Source organism: Paraburkholderia sp. EG286A (assembly GCF_040965375.1).
In the GTDB taxonomy this organism is placed as follows: Bacteria; Pseudomonadota; Gammaproteobacteria; order Burkholderiales; family Burkholderiaceae; genus Paraburkholderia.
Genome location: NZ_JBFRCB010000005.1, coordinates 549,263 through 570,021, shown reverse-complemented (window position 1 = coordinate 570,021; position 20,759 = coordinate 549,263). Strand labels below are relative to the sequence as shown.

The following is a 20,759-nucleotide window of genomic DNA, read 5'->3' as shown; positions in this document are numbered from 1 at the left end:
CAAATGGCGACGCCTACGCCAATCGCAAATCCCACAACACATCCAGTACGTGTTGCGTGGAACGCTCGACGTACCCCGCACGATGTGCAATCCCGAGCCGTCGCCACAACGCCGGGCGCAGCGGACGCATGACAATGCGACTGTCCGGTAATGGCGTAGTGGCCTCATGGGGCAACAGCGCTGCGCCGTAACCTGCCGCTACCAGACTCTTGATCGCGTCGTTGTAGTTGAGCTGAATGCGCGGCTCAGGATGCTGCCCGCCGTTCGCGAACCACTCCGCAGTCAGACGCGAGAGACGCGTGGTCGCGTCATTGAGAATGAGAGGCTGGGCGGCGAGCCATTCAGGGGTAACGCGGGCCGGCGACCGCCAATGCGCCGGCACAAAGGCCATCACAGGGTCGCGGCGCCAGGGCTTTATCACGAGTCCGGCCACCGGGGGCTGGGGCAGCGCGACCAGCCCGATATCCAGCGTTCCATCCACCAGCCGGGACAAGGTTTCTTGCGACGTCAGCACTGCAATCTGAATGTCGATCGCGGGATGGTGCTCGCGCAGGACTTCGAGCGCTTGCGGCAGCAGGTGCGCGATCACGCCTGTGGACGCGCCGAGACGCGCACGCCCTTCGAGCCCCTCTACCTGGCGTTGAATATCGTCCAACGCCTGCTCCGCGTCGGCCAGCAGTCGGCGCGCGCGCTCCACCAGCACCTCGCCGATAGACGTCGGCCCCACATGCCCGCGCTTGCGTAACAGGAGTGGAGCCCCAATGCGGTCTTCGAGTTCGGCGATGTGGAGGCTGACCGTTGGCGGCGCCAGGTGCAATGCACGCGCCGCATCGGCAAATGAACCTCGGTCGGCAACGGCGACCAGAGTGCGCAAGCGGTCCAGACTGATCTCTCGCATGACGGCGTCCAGATTCAGAAAAACTGAATTATTGCGTTATGAAATTCAACTTTCCCTATTCTATCGGTCCGCGCAACATACGGGTTCGTTTTCCTGTTCCAATCCCCAGTCAGCGGAGTCATCCACGTATGAGCTCTCCCGTAGTTTTCATCGACGGCGACCAAGGCACCACCGGTCTGCAAATCCACGACCGGCTGCGCAACCGGACCGACATCAGACTGTTCACGCTTGCCGCTGCGGAGCGCAAAGATTCGCGGCGTCGCGCAGAAGCCATCAACGCCTGCGACATCGCCATCCTCTGTTTGCCGGATGCCGCCGCGCGTGAGGCAGTGGGCGCCATTGTCAATCCTGACGTCCGCGTGATCGACGCTAGCTCCGCCCACCGCACCCAGCCGGACTGGACTTACGGTTTTCCGGAAATGACGCCGGGGCAGGCTGAGCAGATTGCGAACGCAAGTCGGGTCACCAATCCTGGTTGCTATCCGACCGGTGCAGTTGGCCTGCTGCGTCCGTTGGTGCAGGCCGGGCTCATACCGGGCGATTACCCGATCAGCATTCATGCGGTATCCGGCTACTCCGGACGCGGGCGTGCCGGCGTGGAGGAATATGAGGGGACGGGCGCCGCCAACGCACCTTCATACCAGGTCTATGGCCTGGAACTCGCGCACAAGCACACGCCGGAGATCCAGCAGCACGCCGCGCTTGCGCAGCGTCCCATTTTCGTTCCTGCGTACGGCGCGTTCCGCCAGGGCATCGTGCTGACGGTGCCGCTGGCGTTGCGGCTGCTGGCACCCGGCGTGGATGGCGCCACGCTACACGCATGCCTCGCACGCCACTATGCCGAGGCAACTCACGTACGAGTCCTGCCGCTGCACGAATCGAGCGCCTTAAAACAGCTGGATCCGCAAGTGCTGAACGGTACGAACGACATGCACTTAAGCGTATTTCACGACGAGGAACACGGGCACGTCCTGCTGTCGGCGGTTTTCGACAATCTTGGCAAAGGCGCATCCGGAGCGGCGGTTCAGAACCTGAACCTCATGCTCACGCGGCAATAGTGGCTGACCGCTTGAGTTTCCGTTTTCGACGCTGAGATCTCCCGTGGTTTTCCCGGCAGCAGACCTTCCTGTAGCGACGCGAAGGAGCGTACCCTTTCGTTGTGAGCCGACTGATGGCGTCGGCGCGCAACTGCCAGTCTTCTACAGGAGACGACCATGAAAAAGGAGCGAAAAACCGCCCGGCAAATTCTGTCCGGGAACCCCCGGGAGGTGATCTCGGTCGGCCCCGCGGACTCAGTGCTGACGGCGCTGCGTCTGATGGCCGATAAGGATGTCACCACCGTGCTGGTGCTGCAGAGCAGCAATCTTGTCGGCATCCTGTCTCAGCGCGATTACGCGCGCAAGGTCGAACTGGCCGGGCGCAACGCGGCAGAGACGAAGGTCGGCGAGATCATGACCACCGAGGTGCTTTACGTCACGCCCGAACATACCTGTGACCGGTGCCTGGCGTTGATGCATACGAGGCGGATCCGGCATCTGCCGGTCATCGATTCGGGAAAGGTAATCGGCGTGCTATCCAATAGCGATGTCCTCGAAGAATTGATCCAGGAAGACGAACATTTCATCAGCATTCTCGAGCATGACATGCTCTACCTGACCGTCGACACGGGTGGCGCCTATTAAACCACTCGCGGGCGGCCAGGGAGGCGCCAGCTGAATCTCGGTCAGATCACCAGCACGCATTTAGCGATGCGCGTGGCCGATCTGACTTTGTCGCAACGCGCAGCTATTTGAACTTGACGAGATCCTTGAAGATCAGTTGAGACTCAGCTATTCCCCTTGGCCTGGACAAGCGAGCCGCCGTCCTTGAGCGGTCCTGGCGCAATCGGCGCGAATCCGATCTGTTCGGCCAAAGCGGCGACCGGCGTCACCGCGTTTTCGTCATCGCTCGACAGAAACACGACGCGGCTGCCGCCATTCACGTTCGGATCAGCGGCCAGAGCGGCAGCGGGCAGATGGTTAAAGCCCTTCACGAATGTTGCGCCCGTAAACACGGCGCCAAAGCCAATAATCGAATAGCTCATGCGAACTCTCCATTCAGGGGACGTTTTGATCAACCAGGAACCCAGTTCAATGGGTAACCGGGCGAGCGGGACTGTTATCCGCGTTTGGAGGCCCGCCGCGCGCGATGCGCGACGCGGGCCATACCAGATGCGCGGAGGCGCGCTCCCGCCGTTTGCAGCGAAGGCAGCGCGAGCGGGCGTGACAATAGCCGCTGGACAATCATCAAATCCAATTCCGCTTATTGATCAGGAATCCATATTTATCTACACAATCTGGATCACTCACTTGCAGCTTTACGGCGCGATTTCAGATGGCCGACAAGCCGCCGTCGACGGACAACTCCACCCCATTCACGAAGCTCGAATCGTCTGAAGCAAGAAACAGCGCGACCGTCGCAATTTCCTCGGGACGCCCCATCTTTCCCCGCGGAATCACGGATTCGAACATCCGCTTCGCCGCCTCGTCGAGAATCTGGTCCTGCATCGGTGTCGCGATCGGCCCCGGGCTCAGCACGTTCACGCGGATATTCCTGCCCTTCAGCTCGTTGAGCCAGGTGCGTGCGAATGAGTGCAACGCCGCCTTGCTCGCCGCATACACGCCGTAACCAGGAAAGCCTTTTACCGAAGCAACTGACCCGGTCATGAAGATCGATCCGCCATCGTTGAACAGCGGCAACGCCTTCTGAACCGTAAACAGCGTGCCGCGCGTATTCAGGTCGAAGATCGCATCGAAGTGCTGCTCGGTAATCTCGCCCAGTGGGACGGCTTCGCCCCAGCCGGCGCTCGCATACAGGACGTCGATCTTGCCCTTTTCCCGCTTGACGGTAGCGAACAAGCGGTCGAGATCGTCGAGATTGGCGGCGTCGCCGCGCACGCCGGTGACGTTCCGGCCAATCAACTCGACGGCTTCGTCCAGCGTTTCCTGCCGCCGGCCCGTGATGAAAACATAGGCGCCTTCTTCAACGAACCGCTTGGCGCTTGCCAGCGCCATGCCGCTCGAACCACCGGTGATGACTGCAACCTTACCCTCGAGCTTTCCCATATTGGCTCCTTTCGTGGTGTCGGACAGCGTCTCTGTTCCCATTTGCACAAATCCGCTGTATCTTGTGGATCACTGATCCACATCCCGATTCCGAAGATACGGATCACTGATCCACTTGTCAAGAAAACTATGCGGGCCGACGCCAGAAAAAATTACGACCATCTACTAGCAATCGCGCGGGACGTCGTCACCGAGCATGGCGCCGATGCGTCCATGCGAGATATCGCCCGCCGGGCCGACGTCGGGTTGGCCACGCTGTTTCGTCATTTCCCCACTCGAGAGGCCTTGTTCGAAGCGTTGCTGCGAGAGAATCTGGACGCGCTGACGCAGAAGGCAGTTGAACTCGAAACGTCGAATCCACCTGACGAAGCGCTCGTGTCCTGGTTTCGCGAAGGGGTGGCATTCGTTCATAGCTATAGCGGCGTTGTCGCGTTGATGGCGAGCGCCCACGCGACCCCGGACTCCGCGCTTTACGCTTCATGTACAGCGGTGCACTCAGCGGGCGAGCGGCTGCTGCGCCGTGCTCAGGCCGAGGGATTCGCGCGTGCCGATGTGAATGGCGACGACCTGTTCGCCCTGATGTCGGCGCTCGGCTGGCTCGGTGACCAACCCTCATTCGCACCACGGGCCGATCATCTCTTTCAGGTCATTGCGAGCGCCATTCTGTCCGAGCGGACGCGCGGCGATGTCAGGAAGGCAAGGTGTTGAGCCGGATCGGCGATCGGATGCGCGGGGCCGAGATGTCGCAGATTTGCGGTTAATGGCGTCAGTGCCGGCCCGCCGTCTCGTGCGTCGGCAGCCGACCGCTATCGCGCCGGCGAGTCGAAATAGGTCGAGTTGTGAATTCAAGTCTTCACCCTTGCCCCTTCTTGCTCAGCGTTGACGCAGTCGTGGGCTACGGTTCTTGCAGTATCGGGATAGTCTGTGCACGAATTGGATAGTTCACCAGGTGGGGTTGGAATAGTCTGCGTGCAACAATCTTGAGCGCGATCAAGGCATTCAAGAGAGCAGTCAAAAATCGACGGAGACGGTGCGAATGCACATGTATGAAGATGGATTGCAGCGTTGCAATGCCAACTACACCCCGCTGGCCCCGGTGGACCTCCAGGTTCGCACGTCCGACGTCTATGGCCACAAGAATAAAAAGGCGCCAGAAGAGGGGGGCGCTGGCGGATGGTTCCGCACAGGTGTTCTGACTGCCGATGTCCGAAGTGGGGTGGGGTTCCTTGTGCCCTTATTGAACTCCGACCCCACGTGGAACGCACGCCCGACGAAATCGTCGCTCACGGCCGCTCACTGCTGGCTTCGATCAAGGTTCCCAGGGCGGTTCGTCTTTGTAAAGTACCCAATTCTTCGCCAGAAAATTCAGAAATTTGCATTGCGTAAGCAGTCGAATTCGACCTCCGCAATTGATCAGGGCCAGTTCGCGTTGCCGGTAGGGGAGACACGTATGGGTGGGTTGTTTTAAGGAATGTATACTTCTCCAGCAATCTAGTCCTGATCCCCGGTAGCTGAATACTTCTGAGTTATAAAGCCAATGAAACTAAAAGAGGAGTTGCATTCTGAGGCTAACGACAACTCTAGTCCCTCAGCCGATGTCGGGTTATTTCGGACCCGGGATATAGAACAGGCCAGAGATTGGGGCACGCGTACATTCTGCGAAAACGAACTTCGAAATATTGACGTGCGTGGTGAACTCGATGCGCGTCTAATGTATCGAAAGTACGGATCAATCGGCATTGGACGAATGAGTTATGGCGGCGAACTCAGGATTCGACCGACTACATTTGATGATTTTTATTTAGTACAGGTGCCACTCAGTGGTGGTGAGCATATCACCAATGGCAATCAGTCCGTCAGTTCATCGCCTACGGTAGGTTCGATTCTTAATGCCGGGCAACAACATGAAATCGTTCACACGACGGGCACCGAAAAGCTGATTCTCCGTATTGATCGCGGTTTGGTAGAGCGCCTGTGTTGGCAGCATCTCGGCAATGATGCGCAAACCCGGGTGGAATTCGATACTGCAATGCCGCTCGATTCCGCTGCCGGCAGACGGTGGGCTTCCACCATGCAGTGGCTCTTCGATTACCTGGACGGTACGCCGTCGTCATCGCCGCTGTTGGCGGCGCAAATCGAGCACATGATCGGCTCGCTGCTGCTCATCAGTCAAGCAAGCAATCATAGTCTGGCACTTAACGAAGATCGGTCGCGCTCCGTGACTCCGGCGTTTATCAGGAAGGCAGAGATTTTCATCGAGGAGCGGGCGCATGAGCCTATTACGGTGGGAACCATTGCGGAGCACGTAGGGGTCAGCACCAGTTCGTTATACACAGGCTTTAGAAAGTACCGGAATACATCACCCATGCATCTGCTGAAGAGCATCCGGCTCAGTCGGGTGCGTGAGCAGTTGTTGAAGTCAGATCCAAGAAATACAACGGTGACGGCAGTAGCGTATCAGTGGGGTTTTGCCCATCTAGGTCACTTCACCACCTATTACAAACGTTGGTTTGGCGAGACCCCTAGCGAAACACTAGCTCGTTAAGCCGGTAAGCAGGGGAGCGTCGCGAACTCGCACCTGGCCCCCCCCGCCTGAGCGGCAACTGAAGATCTTCACCGAGTGCGGCCAGAATCCGGAAATCGTGCGCCGGCTCTCCAATGCTTTCGATGATCCGAACGCTTGCCCCCTTGTTACCTCGACAACGCTGAACTGAGAATGGAGCGACCCCGCTGGTCCTTCACCGTGGGAATTTCGCCACGCCATAGACGAAAAGGACTACGAATTTAATAGCTGATAAAATCAAACGCTAACCCAGACGGGGCTCTCAGGAGCCCCGTTTGTGTTTGTAGGGATAAACCCTCGAAACGCATATTGAATGCACAGATGGGATAGGGCTCGTAGTCATTGGAGTGTCGAGTACGCGGTCGGGTAATACGATTTGTCCTGCGGTCACTGCCTTACCTGGTGCGCAAAAAATTACCCCCTTTACAAGGGCTAGCCCCCTCTGAGGAGACAGACAGATGTCGGACCAAACTGTTGTTCGTCGTCGCGTAGCGCAGCATTCGATCAGCGATTCGCGCTACAACGATGCAAAGTCGCAATCGCAATACCAGCCCTACAAGGACGCAGCTTGGGGCTTCATCAACCACTGGTATCCGGCGATGTTCAGCAAGGAGCTGGTGGAAACCACGACCGAGAACGAAGAAGAACTCCAGACGGGCATCAAGGGCATCATGATCGCCGGCGTGCCCATCGTGCTGCGACGCGTCGACGGCAAGGTCTACGCAGTCAAGGATCAGTGCGTTCACCGTGGCATTCGTCTTTCCGAGAAGCCGATGTGCTTCAACAAGGAAACGATCACGTGCTGGTACCACGGCTTCACGTTCAATCTGGACGACGGCAAGCTCTCGACCATCGTTGCCAATCCGGAGGACAAACTGATCGGCACGACCGGTATCACGACGTACCCGGTTCAGGAAGTCGCGGGCATGATCTTCGTGTTCGTTCGTGAAGACGACTTCCCGCTCGAAGACGTTCCCCCGCTGTCGGATGACCTGCCGTTCCGCTTCCCGGAAAACAACGAGCGCTTCCCGCACCCGCTGTGGCCGGACACGCCATCGATCCTGGACGACAACGCAGTCGCGCACGGGATGCACCGCACGGGCTTCGGCAACTGGCGTATCGCGTGCGAAAACGGCTTCGACAACGCACACATCCTGGTTCACAAGGACAACTCCATCGTTCACGTGAACGACTGGGTGCTCCCGCTGGGCATTCTGCCGGTCTCGGACGACTGCATTCAGGTCATTGAAGACGAAAATGGTCCGAAGGGCATGATGCAATGGCTGTTCACGGACAAGTGGCAACCGGTGCTGGAAAACAAGGAACTGGGCCTCAAGATCGACAACCTGAACGGTCGCTTCTATCGCACGTCGGTGGTCCTCCCGGGTGTGCTCATGGTCGAAAACTGGCCGGAAGAGCACGTCGTTCAGTACGAATGGTACGTTCCGATCACGGACGATCTGCACGAGTACTGGGAAGTGTTGGTCCGCATCTGCCCGACCGAAGAAGATCGCAAGAAGTTCAAGTACCGCTTTGACCGCGTATACAAGGAACTGTGCCTGCACGGCTTCAACGACTGCGACCTCTACGCCCGCGAAGGTATGCAGCACTTCTACGCGGACGGCACGGGCTGGGACGACGAGCAACTGGTGTCGACCGACATCTCTCCGGTCACGTGGCGCAAGCTCGCTTCGCGCCACAACCGGGGTATCGCGAAGCCTGGCAAGGGCGTCTACGGTGCAGTGAAGACTCATAGCACGCGCCTCAAGGATCTCGCGGATGGCAAGCGCCCGGCGTACTTTGTGGATCAAGTCTGGTTCTAAAGCTTGATCGGCACTCGCCGGGGTGCCTGTCAGTTCCCCTTGGCACCTTGCAGCATCCTGATGTCCGGTTACGAGGAGGGAGATCGATTCGTCATCCTATCGGTCTCCATTCTCGTCTCTGTGTGCCATCAGGCCTGGACCTAACTAAATTTATTACCCGTATCCGTCATGAGCAGCCTTCCACGCGACCTGCCTGATTTCGAAATCTACGACCTGTCGTTGCAGATTCGCAGCGGCAAGATCAGTCCGGTAGAAGTCACCAGGGCGATTCTGGCCCGCGTGGAAGCACTGGACGCGAAATTGCATAGCTATGCCCGTGTCACCCCTGAGCTGGCATTGAAGCAGGCTGAGCAAGCAGAGAAGGAGATTCAGGCAGGAGACGTAAGGAGTCCCCTGCACGGTATTCCGCTTGCAGTCAAAGATTTGTTCGATACCAAGGGCATCGTGACTGCCGGTGGCATGCCGATCCATGCACAGCGCGTACCCACGGAAAACGCGACGGTCGTGCAGCGCCTGCAAGATGCAGGGTCGGTGATGCTGGGCAAGCTGCAAATGACGGAAGGTGCCTTTGCCATCCACCATCCGACGATTCCTGATCCCGTTAATCCGTGGGGCGCCGCACACTGGTGTGGTGCGAGCTCCTCGGGTTGCGGTGTCGCTACTGCGGCTCGTCTGTGCTACGGCACGCTCGGTTCCGATACGGGTGGCTCGGTGCGGTTCCCCAGTGCCGCGAACAATCTGACTGGATTGAAAACCACTTACGGCACGATCAGCCGTAAGGGCACGATGGAACTGGCTGCGTCGCTGGATCACGTGGGCCCCATGGCTCGCTCGGCCCGTGATGTGCTGCTCCTTCTCGCAATCATTGGTGGTCACGATACGCAACGACTGCTTGCCACCATCGACGAGCAACGATTCGATAATTTCCTGAAGGGCTTCAAGGGATTGCGAATCGGCCTGGACGAAGCGTGGATTTCGGATGGCGTCGATCCCGTGATTCAGCGCGCGATTCAGCAGGTCAAGGTCATCCTTGCTGAGGCCGGTGGCGAAATCAAGAGCATCAAGGTTCCGGATACACGGGCGACCAGTTCCAACTGGGAGCATCACTGCGGGGTTCAAACGGCTGTTGCTCATGAAGCGACGTATCCCGACAAGGCCGCTGAATACGGTCCCGCACTGGCCCGTTTGATCGATCAAGGGCGGGAACTGAAGGCTGTGGACTACGAGCGCATCATTCGTGATGCCCAGCAGTTCACCCGCGAGATGGATGCGGTATTCACAGAAGTGGATGCCGTATTGGCTCCGGTGCAGCCCTACGCGGCACCGACGTATGAACAGTTGGCAGGTTTGGCTTCGGATCCTGAGGCTAACCGGCGCCTGATTCAGTTCACGTCGCCGTTCAACGCCTCGGGACACCCCGCATTGTCGGTACCCATCGGATTTACCGCGCAAGGATTGCCCATCGGTGGGCAACTCATTGGCCGCAAGTATCAAGACGATCTGCTGTGTATGGTCGGCATGGTATTGCAGCGCCATAGTGATTGGCATCGTCAGGTCCCGCCTGGGTTGGCTTGATGGATATTGAAAGTGTTTATTTTGCGGATTAAGTCATGACCCAAGCTCATCAGGTAACCATTCACTTCGCAGATGGCGTGAGCCGTACATTTGCCGCCGGGTCGGGTGAAAACATTCTCGAAGCCGCAATCAAGGCCGAAGTGCCCGTGCTGTATCAGTGCAAGGCCGGTGCCTGCGCGTCGTGCACGTGCAAGCTCGCGGAAGGAGAGGCCGTGACGATCCCCGGTGCCAGTTCGACGCTCCTGGCTTCGGAATACGCAGAAGGAAACTGGCTGCTCTGCGTGACGAAGGCCGAATCGGATTGTTCATTCAACGTCGCATACGGTTCGGAAGTCGGCTCGTCGGTCGCCCAGGAGGTGAAGGTCTTCATCGACTCCGTGGAGCGTATCGCGCCCAACGTCATGCGTTTGACTGTCGAGCTGGCCGAAGGCAACTGGCTCGAATTCAGGTCCGGGCAGTTCATGCAGATCACGGTACCAGGTCTGGGTGTTCTCCGCAGCTACAGCCCGTCGTCTACGTCGCTGACTCTGCCGAAGATGGAATTTCTGGTCCGGCTGCTGCCCAATGGCGCGATGTCCACGTTCCTCGAAAACGAGGCGCAAGTGGACCAGGTTCTGACGATGAAGGGCCCCTATGGCGCGTTCTTCCTGCGTGAAGAGCATCGTCGTGCGCCGCACATCTTCGTTGCCGGTGGAACGGGTCTGGCTCCGATCCTGTCGATGATCGACGGCCTGAGGCAGGCATCTGGCAAGAAGCCGCCGATGCTGCTCTCGTTTGGTTGCGCGGTCCCTGAAGCGCTGTTTGCGCTGGATGACATGGAACTACGCCAGCACTGGCTGCCGACGTTGAAGACCCGCATCTGCGTGGATCGCCACGCCACGGAAGGCCTGCATGAAGGATCGCCGGTCTCGGCCCTCAAGGAAGGCGATGTGACGGATCCGAACACGGTGGCTTATCTGTGCGGTCCGCAGCCGATGATCGACGCGGCGACCACGCGTCTGATCGAGTTGGGCATGAAGCCGGAATTGATTTTCGCAGAGCAGTTTGTTGCATCGAATTGAGGAATGGGCATGCAATTCAATCCTACGAAGCAAATGCCGTTTTCGGCTCAGCAGACCGAATGGTACGAAAAGGCCAAGGCCAACCTGAGTTCGAAGCGTCTTCAAAAACTGCTGTTCGAGCTGACGGACATACACAGTCCTACGGGTTCCACGCGTGAAGCTGCTGACTATATGCAGCGTCACATGGAGTTGATCGGGCTGCGTACGAAAACGCATGACAACTCGGCCATCAGTCGTTCGGTTATGGGTGAACACCGGGGCACCGGCGGCGGCGCGTCGTTGCTGCTTTATGCGCCTATCGACACTCACCTGGATCGCACCAGGGAAGAAGAGATTCTTTCGGGCCCCGGTCAAGAAGCGGATTTGCAGCCGCACGCCAGGCAAATCGAAGACTGGGTGTTCGGCCTCGGCGCTTCGAATCCGAAGGGCATGATCGCCACGCACGTTGAAGTGGCAACGGCGGTGCTGGAAACGGGTATTCCGCTGAAGGGCAATCTGCTTGTCGGTATGGCCGACGGCGGAATGCCCGTTGACATCAAGGAGCGTCATTCGGGCATGTCGAATGGCGTGATCAATCTGCTGAATCGTGGCATGTACCCCGATTTCGCAATCATCATGAAGCCGTGGAACTGGGTCTATCACGAAGAACCGGGTATGGCGTGGTTCAAGATCACGGTCAAGGGCACGATGGGCTATGCGGGTATCCCGCACGACGTGCCGGGTTTCCGTTCGTCGGTGGTTCCCGCTGCCACGGTGATCCAGGCGCTGCAAGCCTGGCTTCCCGAATATACGAAACGCAATACGTCGGGCGTTATCGAGCCCCATGGCTGGATTGCGGGCGTTCGTGGCGGTCAGATCGAAAGGCCTGCGTTCCCGTCCGCAGTCACGGAGATTTTCTTCGACGTTCGCGTGAATCCCCGGACGAGCCCCGCTGATGTCAAGGCACAGTTCGCGAACTTTATCCAGGACGTAAAGACTCGCCATCCGGAAATCACGATGGACTGGGAAATGTACGGCTCGGTCCCGGGCGGCACCACGGATCCGGAGAACTGGATTATCCAGTCGGCGAAGCGCGGCTGGGAGCACATCGAGGGACGTCCGCATGGCGTACCCGACATGCTGGCCGGTCAAACCGACGGTGCGGCGCTGCGTCGTTATGGTGTGCCGACTGCTCGCATCGGTTGGCCGTGGCCGGCTCAGGGCGCTCCGGTACCGGTTGCCGAGGGTCTGGGCGGCATGGGCGCCACCTATGTTCCGGACCTGATGCCCTGCGCCGAAAAAATCCTGTATGCGGCGATCGACACGCTTACCCGCGACCGGAGCGAGCTTGGCCTTTGAGTTTCTGTGGTCGTAGTTCCATAACCAGAAAGCAAGGAAGGAGACTGACATGAGCAAGAAGCGCATCAAGATGATTTTCCCGGTGCCGATGAGCGAGGCGACTCGTCCGCTGGTGGAATCGCAACTGCCGCCTTCGATGCAGCGCGCAGACATCGAAGTCGAATTCGTAGGCGCCGGTCAGGTCATGACGCTCGCGGATTCGTACCTCGACATGGCAGTCATGGAGATGGCTGTGATTCAGGCGGGCATCAAGGCTGAGGAGCAGGGCTTCGATGCCGTGTGTATCAACACGGTTTCCGATTCGGGCCTCTACGCGCTCCGCTCGCGTCTGTCGATTCCGGTGATGGCCCCCGCTATCACGTCGTTCCATCTCGCGTGCTCGCTGGGTCACAAGTTCAGCGTCCTGACGATGTGGCCGCAGTGGCACGCACTGTACAAAAAGACGACGAAGGAATACGGCCTGGAGCATCGTCTCGCCTCGATTCGTGACATCGGCGTTCGCCCGGATACACAGGAACTGCTGCAGGGCAAGGAAGACATGGTATTCGCGGCCCTGGTCGAGGCGGGCAGGAAGGCAGTCGAAGAAGACGGTGCGGACGTGCTGGTCCTGGGTTCCACCACGATGCATCAGTCGCACGAATACCTGGCGAGGCACCTGAACGTACCGGTTCTGAACCCAGGCGTGGTCGCATACAAGTATTGCGAAATGCTGCTCGATCTCGGTCTGTGCCACAGCAAGACCGCATTCCCGGGCCCGGAAACGAACAAGGATGCCGCGTTCGGCTTCTAAAGCCGTCAAGGATGCCTGCGTTAAGGATTAGATATGACCCACGATAAACATCAACCGTTCATCGATTTCACGATGGCCGACGCCGCTCAGGCGTTTCGCGACGGATCGGTGACGAGTACCCAGTTGGTACTGGCCTGTCTGGAACGTATCAACGCAGGAAAAGCCCTGAATGCATTCGTTACCGTGGATGCAGAGGGCGCTTTGAAGGCTGCGGCGGCTATTGATCAGGCACGGCAGACAGGGATTCCGTTGGGGCCTTTGGCAGGCATCCCTATCGTGGTCAAGGACAACATTCATAGCGCGGGCATCCGCTGCACCGCAGGCAGTCCCGCTTTCGCGGACTTCGTGCCGGTCACGGATGCACCGACCTTGCGCAAGCTCCGGGACGCAGGGGCCATCGTGCTGGGCAAGACCAACATGCATGAGCTGGCCTACGGGGCGACGGGCTACAACGGCGCCTTCAATACGGGCGCAGGCCGTGGGGTTCGTAACGCATACGACCAGACCAGGATTGCCGGCGGTTCGTCCTCAGGCTCGGCCGCTGCGCTGGGTGCGCGGATGGCACTCGGGGCATTGGGAACCGATACAGGCGGCTCGATGCGCATTCCCCCCGCACTCAATGGCGTGGCTTCGCTGCGTCCGACGTGGGGTCGCTACTCGGGGCTGGGCGTGATCCCCATTGCGAGGACGCGGGATACCGTGGGCCCCATGGCATTGAACATGCACGACGTGGCGCTCCTCGACAGCGTGATCTCCGACGAGTACGCGTTGCCCCACGTGGAACTCAGGAAGCTACGGCTGGGCCTTCCCGCCGAGTTTTGGGCGAATCTCGATCCGGACACGCGCGAGGTCGCGGGCGCTGTGGTGACGCGTCTCACACAGTTGGGCGTGACCATCATCGATCTGGGCAAAACCGGATTGATGGAACTGAACGATGCAGTTGGCTTCCAGGCGGTCGTTGGCGAGTCCAGATCCAGTATGGAGCAGTACCTGAAGGACAACGGTCATCCGATGACGGTCGAGAAACTGGCCGGGAAGATCGACAGTCCAGACGTGAAGTGGATCTATGAAAACTGGGTGCTGCCCAATAAGTTCCCGAATGCCGCAGGTGAACTCATGGATGTGACACCCCTGTACGAACAGGCACAAAAGTCCGGCGGCGGACGTGATCAGTTGCGGGCCAGGTATGCAGAACTGTTTGCCCGGCATCAGCTGGATGCGTTGATCTTCCCGACTACCGCGTGCGTGGCGCCCAATGCTGACGACAGCATTTATGAGGAAGAGAACTTCCGGCGCCTGATCCAGAACACCGAGCCGATGGCGAGCGCCGGGCTTCCGGGCCTCAATCTTCCGGCAGGACTGGGTTCCCGAACGGGGCTCCCGGTTGGCATGGAGTTCGACGGTCCGCAAGGTTCGGATCGACGACTGCTCGCCATTGGCATTTTGCTGGAAGGCGTTTTGGGCGGCATTGCGCGCCCCTGACCGTTGGTTCTGCAAGGATTGAACAGAGATGATTAATGCGCTGAGCTACATCGTGGTCGAGACCCCCTGTATCCAGGAATGGATCGACCAGGTGACGAACCACATCGGTATGCAGGTCGAAGTGACCGAAGCTGGAAAGACCATACGCATTCGCGCGGACGAAAAGATTCAGCGTTTTGTCGTCACCGCTACCGATGGCGAGTCCACGATGGGTATGGGCTTCGAAGTTCCCGACGCCCCGACCCTGATGGCATGCACGAAGGCATTGGAGGCCGCTGGTTATAAAACGACGCCCGGTACGGCTCAGGAAATCGAATTCCGGGGCGTCAAGAACATGGTGCATTTCCGCGACGATGACGGTGTACGTCTGGAGATCGCCTATGGTCTGGCCGAGGCAAATACGGAATTCGTGCCCGGCCGACCGATCGGCGGCTTCCGTACCGGCAACATGGGCCTCGGTCACGTGGCGCTCATTACCGGGCACTTCGAAAAACTCTCGAACCTGTATCGCAACGTGCTGGGCATGCACCTCACGGACTACACCTATAAGCCGTTCAAGGTCGAATTCCTGCACTGCAACCCACGTCACCATACGATTGGCATCGCGCATACGGGTGGCAAGGCCGGTATCTATCACCTGATGCTCGAATACAACGATTTCGATGACGTCGGTCGTGCGTACGATACCGCGCTCCTGAATCCCGCTTCGATTGGCGTGACGCTGGGTCGTCACATCAACGACCACGCGACCTCGTTCTATCTCAAGAACCCCGATGGCTGGATGTTCGAACTGGGTTGGGCGACGCGCACGGTTGGACCTGACTGGGAAGTCGAGGAACTGAAAGGCATGAGCCTCTGGGGGCATGACCGGACATGGCTTCCGGACCACAAGCGCGAAGAAGCGCGACAAATTCTCAAGCAACTGGCGGCCGAAGGCATGCGTGCACCGGTTGTCATCCCTGATACACGGAAGGCAAAGTGATGAGCAACGCAAGTCCCGAAATCGCAAATTCACTCACGCTGGGTGACGTGACGCTGAACTATCACGACGTGGGTGAGGGCGCGGGCGAACCGATCCTGCTGATTCACGGCTCAGGCCCCGGCGTCACCGCCTGGGCTAACTGGCGCGGCATTATCCCGGTACTGAGCCAGAAGGCTCGAGTCATCGCACCGGACATGCTGGGATTTGGATATACCCAGTGCCCCGAGCAACTCAAGCTGACTCCCGCTGTCTGGGTGGAATCGTTGATCTCGTTGCTCAACGCGCTGGAGATCGAGAAAGTGTCGGTGATCGGCAACTCGTTTGGTGGTGCCATCGCACTGGCACTCGCCACGGCACATCCCGAGCGTGTGAATCGTCTGGTACTGATGGGTGCGGCGGGCATCAATGCGCCGATCAGCGAGGGCCTTGAAAAGGTATGGGGTTACACGCCCAGCCTGGAAGCCATGAAGGGGCTCATGGAAGTGTTCGCCCACGATCACTCGATCATCACCAACGATCTGGTGCGTATGCGTTACGAGGCATCGATCCGCGCGGACGTGCAGGAACGATTTGCCCGCCTGTTCCCGGCGCCGCGTCAGCAGGGCGTGGAAATGCTGGCCCTTGCTGAACCGGATCTGGCGGCGATCGCGCACGAGACGTTGCTCATCCATGGCCTGAACGATCGGGTGATCCCGGTCGAGTGGTCGCGACACATGAAGGCGTTGCTCCCGAACTCGACACTGCAAGAGTTTGATCAGTGCGGACACTGGGTGCAGATCGAAAAGGCTGCGCAGTTCACGCACGCTGTTTCGGACTTCCTGCTCAATTAATTAACGGGACAATGATGGAAAATCTCGATATCAAAGGCCGCTGGGCAATTCAGGCCTGGGAACAAATATTTGAGGATGGTCGAGTCACCTACCCGATGGGCACCGAGCTCGAAGGATTCATGGAATACGGGCCGAACGGCATGTTCTGCGCCATTACCAAAAAGGATCGCGCACCGTTCACGACCGGCGGTCAGTGGAATGCATCGGACGCAGAGAAGGCCCTGGCATACGACACGTACCTGACCTACGCCGGCGATTGGCGCATCGAAGGTAACGTGGTCACGCACGCGGTCAAGCACTGCCTGTTCCCGAACTGGGTAGGTGGCGAACAGAAGCGCTATGCGGAGCTGAAGGGCGATCTGTTGTCGCTGACCACGCATACGCTGGAAGCGGGTACGTCGGAAGCCCGGGTCGCTCGTCTCACGTTCGAACGCGTTTAAGGCCTGTGCATGTCAGTGATTCTGGAATGCCTTTCCCATACGCCGCTGCACGGGTATTTCGATCCGAGGCCCGAAGTCGTTGCCGAAGTGGCCAGAATGAGCGCCGCCGCACGGGAACGCGTTCGCCAGTTCGATCCTGAACTCGTGGTCGTGTTCGCGCCCGATCATTACAACGGCTTCTTCTACGAATTGATGCCCAGCTTCTGTGTCGGTGCCAAAGCCCGCGCTATTGGCGACTATAAGAGCCTGGCCGGGGATCTACCGGTTCCGGCTGAAGAGGCGAGGGCGATGGTCGAGTACGTGCTGAACCGTGATATCGATATGGCGATTTCGTATCGCATGTCCGTGGACCATGGTGCGGCACAAGCTCTCGAAGAAGTGACGGGCGGCCTCGACAACTACCCGGTCATTCCTGTTTTCATCAACTCGGTTGCGCCGCCGATGTCGCCGCTGCGTCGCTCGCGCATGATGGGCCAGGTGATTGGCGAGTACCTGAAATCGACGGGCAAGCGTGTGTTGATTCTCGGGTCAGGTGGAATCTCCCACGAGCCGCCGATTCCCGAACTGAAGCATGCCACGCACGAGATCTCGGAGCGTCTGATCCACACGGGTCGCCATCTCAGCCAGGAAGATCGGAATGCGCGTCAGGAACGCGTTATCCACGCGGCCAAGGCGTTCACAGCAGGTGACGCGCCGGGCATGCGTGCGCTGAACCCAGAATGGGACATGGCATTCCTGAAGATGATGCAAAGCGATCTGCTTGCCGTGGATCGTCTGAGCAATGAGGACATTTCGCGTGACGCGGGCAAGAGCGCGCACGAGATCCGGGCATGGGTCGCAGCGTTTGCCGCACTTTCCGCGTTTGGTGAGTATGCGGCTGAAATCGACTTCTATCGGGCCATACCTGAGTGGATCGCCGGGTTCGCCTACATGCATGCGGCACCCAAGGCGCAAGGAGAGAACAAATGAGCAAGCAAGCTATCGCGGAACGACTGCGGATTGCAGAAGCGACCCGCCAAACTATCGCTCCGGTACGGGCGGGAGTGACGGTCCCTGCGGTTCATCCGGAAATCGCGCTTGACGATATGGCAACGGCCTATGCGGTGCAGCAGATCAATGTCGAGGCGCGTGTCGCTCGCGGCGAGCGCATCGTGGGTCGCAAGATCGGTCTGACTTCGTTGGCGGTACAGAAGCAATTGGGCGTCGATCAACCGGACTTCGGTGCACTGTTCGCGTCGATGGCGTACGGCGACAGTCAGCCGATCCCGCTTTCGAAACTGATCCAGCCGAAGGTCGAGGCCGAAATCGCATTGGTGCTGAAGCGCGATCTGACGCACGAGCGTCATACCTTTGCCGATCTGATCGGAGCGACGGACTACGCGGTGGCGGCCATCGAAGTCGTGGACAGTCGAATCCGCAACTGGGACATCAAGTTCGTGGACACGGTTGCCGACAACGCATCGAGTGCCGCGTTCGTTTTGGGCTCGCGTCCGGTCCCACTCTCGCAGCTCGATCTCACCGCGTGCGCGATGAGGCTCGAATCCGAGGGGGAAGTGCTCTCCACAGGCAACGGCGCGGCGTGTCTGGGTAATCCGCTCAATGCCGCGGTATGGCTCGCAAATCGTATGGCTGCACTGGGTGCGCCGCTGCGTGCGGGCGATGTGGTTCTTACCGGTGCGCTGGGACCCATGGTTGCCGTGACCGCGCCCGGCACTTACACGGCGGTAATCGAAGGGCTGGGCTCGGTCCGCGCAACTTTCATCGAGTAACGAATATGGCGAAGAAACTCAGAGTAGCAATCATCGGGTCGGGTAACATCGGCACCGACCTGATGATCAAGATCATGCGCAATAGCCAGGTGCTGGAAATGGGCGCAATGGTCGGTATTGATCCGAAATCGGATGGTCTGGCTCGTGCGCAGCGTCTGGGTGTTGCGGTCACCCATGAGGGCGTTGAAGGCCTGACCCGCTTGCCCGTGTTCAAGGACATCGATTTCGTGTTCGATGCCACGTCGGCTGGCGCTCACGTGAAGAACGACGCATTCCTTCGCACGCTGAAACCCGGCATCCGCGTGATCGATCTGACACCCGCTGCAATCGGACCGTACTGCATTCCTGTCGTGAACGGTGAAGCGAACGTCGATGCACTCAACGTCAATATGGTGACGTGCGGTGGTCAGGCCACGATTCCGATGGTTGCGGCGGTCTCGCGCGTGGCAAAGGTCCACTACGGCGAAATCATCGCCTCGATCTCCAGCAAGTCGGCAGGTCCAGGCACCCGGGCCAACATCGACGAGTTCACGGAAACCACCTCGAAGGCAATCGAAGCCGTGGGTGGGGCATCGAAGGGCAAGGCCATCATTGTTCTGAACCCGGCTGAGCCTCCGGTCATCATGCGTGACACGGTTTACACCCTGTCGGAACTCGCAGATCGTGATGCCGTTGAGGCATCCATTGAAGAGATGGCCAGGGCCGTGAACGCTTATGTTCCGGGCTATCGTCTGAAGCAGAAGGTGCAGTTCGATGAAGTTCAGAATCTGAACATCCCCGGACTCGGCAAGTTGAGCGGTCTGAAGACCTCGATCTTCCTCGAAGTGGAAGGGGCTGCACACTACCTGCCCGCTTATGCAGGCAACCTCGACATCATGACCAGCGCCGGTATGCGTACCGCAGAGCGCATGGCTCAATCCATGATCGGCGCATAAGGGGACCGCAAATGACTCAGGGCAAGAAACTCTACATCTCGGACGTGACGCTGCGCGACGGTTCGCACGCGATTCACCATCAGTACTCGATCCAGAACGTGCAGGAGATCGCACGCGCACTGGATAAGGCGAAAGTCGACTCTATCGAAGTCGCACACGGTGATGGTCTGCAAGGCTCGAGCTTCAACTACGGCTTTGGCGCACACTCGGACCTGGAGTGGATCGAGGCGGTTGCCGACGTGGTGACGCATTCGACGATCGCGACCCTGCTGCTGCCCGGCATCGGCACCATTCACGATCTGAAGGCTGCCTACCGGGCGGGCGCGCGCGTAGTTCGTGTTGCTACCCACTGCACGGAAGCCGACGTTTCGAAGCAGCACATCGAATACGCACGTGAACTCGGCATGGATACCGTGGGTTTTTTGATGATGAGCCACATGACTACGCCGGAAGCACTGGCCGGGCAGGCGAAGCTCATGGAAAGCTACGGCGCCACCACGATCTACGTCGTGGACTCGGGCGGTGCGCTGTCGATGCAAGACGTCCGTGATCGCTTCCGTGCGCTGAAGGCGGTCCTCGATCCCGCAACGCAGACTGGCATGCATGCCCACCACAACCTGTCACTGGGTGTCGCAAACTCCATCGTTGCCGTGGAAGAAGGTTGTGACCGTATCGATGCATCGCTCGCCGGCATGGGCGCTGGCGCCGGTAATGCACCGTTGGAGGTATTCATCGCCGCAGCAGAGCGCATGGGCTGGAATCACGACACGGATCTGATGACGTTGATGGATGCAGCTGATGACATCGTGCGCCCGCTCCAGGATCGTCCGGTTCGTGTAGACCGCGAAACGCTGGCCTTGGGCTACGCAGGCGTGTATTCGTCGTTCCTGCGTCACTCGGAAGTCGCGGCCAGCAAGTACGGTCTGAACACCGTGGACATTCTGGTCGAGCTGGGCAAGCGCCGTATGGTTGGCGGCCAGGAAGACATGATCGTTGACGTGGCTTTGGATCTGCTTAAAGCGAAAAAATAAAATCGGCGACGGTTAGCCGTCACGCTCGGAGGCGACTCCCTCCATTGCAGAGGGAGTCATATATCGCGGTCCCCAAGGACACAGCGCTAAACACAGCGCCCGTAAATCTGGCGGGTGCTGACAGGCGAGGAGAAACCA

The 20,759-nt window shown here is 59.0% G+C and carries 20 protein-coding genes and 1 pseudogene; 18 read left to right on the top strand and 3 right to left on the bottom strand.

Annotated features, from left to right (window positions below; translation table 11 throughout):
- Positions 1–13 precede the first annotated feature (13 nt).
- Positions 14–898 carry a LysR family transcriptional regulator gene (locus tag AB4Y35_RS25730; protein WP_368706539.1) on the bottom strand — a complete coding sequence of 295 codons (885 nt, stop codon included), beginning with the start codon at positions 896–898 and terminating at the stop codon, positions 14–16.
- Between the two features lie 128 nt (positions 899–1,026).
- On the opposite strand from AB4Y35_RS25730, the gene argC reads away from it, so the two are divergent.
- Both argC and AB4Y35_RS25720 read left to right on the top strand, forming a co-directional pair.
- On the top strand, positions 1,027–1,956 hold the full coding sequence (gene argC, locus AB4Y35_RS25725) for an N-acetyl-gamma-glutamyl-phosphate reductase (protein ID WP_368706538.1): 930 nt from the start codon (positions 1,027–1,029) through the stop codon (positions 1,954–1,956).
- Positions 1,957–2,112: 156 nt separating this feature from the next.
- Positions 2,113–2,580 (top strand): CBS domain-containing protein, encoded by a 468-nt coding sequence (locus AB4Y35_RS25720; RefSeq protein WP_368706537.1) that lies wholly within the window; start codon positions 2,113–2,115, stop codon positions 2,578–2,580.
- 103 nt (positions 2,581–2,683) lie between these two features.
- Here AB4Y35_RS25720 and AB4Y35_RS25715 read toward each other — a convergent pair.
- Positions 2,684–2,948, bottom strand: a pseudogene (locus AB4Y35_RS25715) (NADP oxidoreductase coenzyme); the annotation flags it as partial.
- Between the two features lie 319 nt (positions 2,949–3,267).
- The gene (locus AB4Y35_RS25710; protein ID WP_368706760.1) at positions 3,268–4,002 is read right to left on the bottom strand and encodes an SDR family NAD(P)-dependent oxidoreductase; all 735 of its coding nucleotides are present in this window, start codon (positions 4,000–4,002) and stop codon (positions 3,268–3,270) included.
- Positions 4,003–4,131: 129 nt separating this feature from the next.
- On the opposite strand from AB4Y35_RS25710, the gene AB4Y35_RS25705 reads away from it, so the two are divergent.
- The 16 genes from AB4Y35_RS25705 (at position 4,132) to dmpG (ending at position 20,621) form a co-directional block, all read left to right on the top strand.
- On the top strand, positions 4,132–4,710 hold the full coding sequence (locus AB4Y35_RS25705; RefSeq protein WP_368706536.1) for a TetR/AcrR family transcriptional regulator: 579 nt from the start codon (positions 4,132–4,134) through the stop codon (positions 4,708–4,710).
- A gap of 328 nt (positions 4,711–5,038) precedes the next feature.
- Positions 5,039–5,470: a hypothetical protein gene (locus AB4Y35_RS25700; protein WP_368706535.1), complete on the top strand. Its 432-nt coding sequence runs from the start codon at positions 5,039–5,041 to the stop codon at positions 5,468–5,470.
- Positions 5,471–5,539: 69 nt separating this feature from the next.
- Complete coding sequence (locus AB4Y35_RS25695; protein ID WP_368706534.1) at positions 5,540–6,547, top strand: AraC family transcriptional regulator; 1,008 nt, start codon at positions 5,540–5,542, stop codon at positions 6,545–6,547.
- A gap of 476 nt (positions 6,548–7,023) precedes the next feature.
- The gene (locus AB4Y35_RS25690) at positions 7,024–8,388 is read left to right on the top strand and encodes a Rieske 2Fe-2S domain-containing protein (RefSeq protein ID WP_368706533.1); all 1,365 of its coding nucleotides are present in this window, start codon (positions 7,024–7,026) and stop codon (positions 8,386–8,388) included.
- Positions 8,389–8,556: 168 nt separating this feature from the next.
- A complete protein-coding gene (locus AB4Y35_RS25685) occupies positions 8,557–9,963 on the top strand; it encodes an amidase (protein ID WP_368706532.1) in 1,407 nt (468 codons plus the stop codon).
- A 35-nt stretch (positions 9,964–9,998) separates the two neighbouring features.
- Positions 9,999–11,024 carry an FAD-binding oxidoreductase gene (locus tag AB4Y35_RS25680; protein WP_368706531.1) on the top strand — a complete coding sequence of 342 codons (1,026 nt, stop codon included), beginning with the start codon at positions 9,999–10,001 and terminating at the stop codon, positions 11,022–11,024.
- A gap of 9 nt (positions 11,025–11,033) precedes the next feature.
- Entirely contained in the window at positions 11,034–12,362 is a 1,329-nt protein-coding gene (locus AB4Y35_RS25675; protein WP_368706530.1) for a M20 family metallopeptidase, read from the top strand.
- A gap of 49 nt (positions 12,363–12,411) precedes the next feature.
- On the top strand, positions 12,412–13,152 hold the full coding sequence (locus tag AB4Y35_RS25670) for an aspartate/glutamate racemase family protein (protein ID WP_368706529.1): 741 nt from the start codon (positions 12,412–12,414) through the stop codon (positions 13,150–13,152).
- Between the two features lie 33 nt (positions 13,153–13,185).
- Positions 13,186–14,634: an indoleacetamide hydrolase gene (gene iaaH, locus AB4Y35_RS25665; RefSeq protein ID WP_368706528.1), complete on the top strand. Its 1,449-nt coding sequence runs from the start codon at positions 13,186–13,188 to the stop codon at positions 14,632–14,634.
- A gap of 28 nt (positions 14,635–14,662) precedes the next feature.
- Positions 14,663–15,616, top strand: coding sequence for a VOC family protein (locus AB4Y35_RS25660; RefSeq protein WP_368688949.1), 954 nt, complete (start codon positions 14,663–14,665; stop codon positions 15,614–15,616).
- Positions 15,616–16,446, top strand: a complete 831-nt coding sequence (locus AB4Y35_RS25655) for an alpha/beta fold hydrolase (protein ID WP_368706527.1) — start codon at positions 15,616–15,618, stop codon at positions 16,444–16,446. Before AB4Y35_RS25660 ends, AB4Y35_RS25655 begins: the two co-directional genes overlap by 1 nt.
- 11 nt (positions 16,447–16,457) lie before the next feature.
- Positions 16,458–16,886, top strand: coding sequence for a lipocalin-like domain-containing protein (locus AB4Y35_RS25650; RefSeq protein WP_368706526.1), 429 nt, complete (start codon positions 16,458–16,460; stop codon positions 16,884–16,886).
- A 9-nt stretch (positions 16,887–16,895) separates the two neighbouring features.
- Positions 16,896–17,855, top strand: coding sequence for a 3-carboxyethylcatechol 2,3-dioxygenase (locus AB4Y35_RS25645; protein ID WP_368706525.1), 960 nt, complete (start codon positions 16,896–16,898; stop codon positions 17,853–17,855).
- Positions 17,852–18,655 (top strand): 2-keto-4-pentenoate hydratase, encoded by an 804-nt coding sequence (gene mhpD, locus AB4Y35_RS25640; RefSeq protein WP_368706524.1) that lies wholly within the window; start codon positions 17,852–17,854, stop codon positions 18,653–18,655. Before AB4Y35_RS25645 ends, mhpD begins: the two co-directional genes overlap by 4 nt.
- A gap of 5 nt (positions 18,656–18,660) precedes the next feature.
- Complete coding sequence (locus tag AB4Y35_RS25635) at positions 18,661–19,590, top strand: acetaldehyde dehydrogenase (acetylating) (RefSeq protein WP_368706523.1); 930 nt, start codon at positions 18,661–18,663, stop codon at positions 19,588–19,590.
- An 11-nt stretch (positions 19,591–19,601) separates the two neighbouring features.
- Entirely contained in the window at positions 19,602–20,621 is a 1,020-nt protein-coding gene (gene dmpG, locus AB4Y35_RS25630; RefSeq protein WP_368706522.1) for a 4-hydroxy-2-oxovalerate aldolase, read from the top strand.
- Positions 20,622–20,759 lie beyond the last annotated feature (138 nt).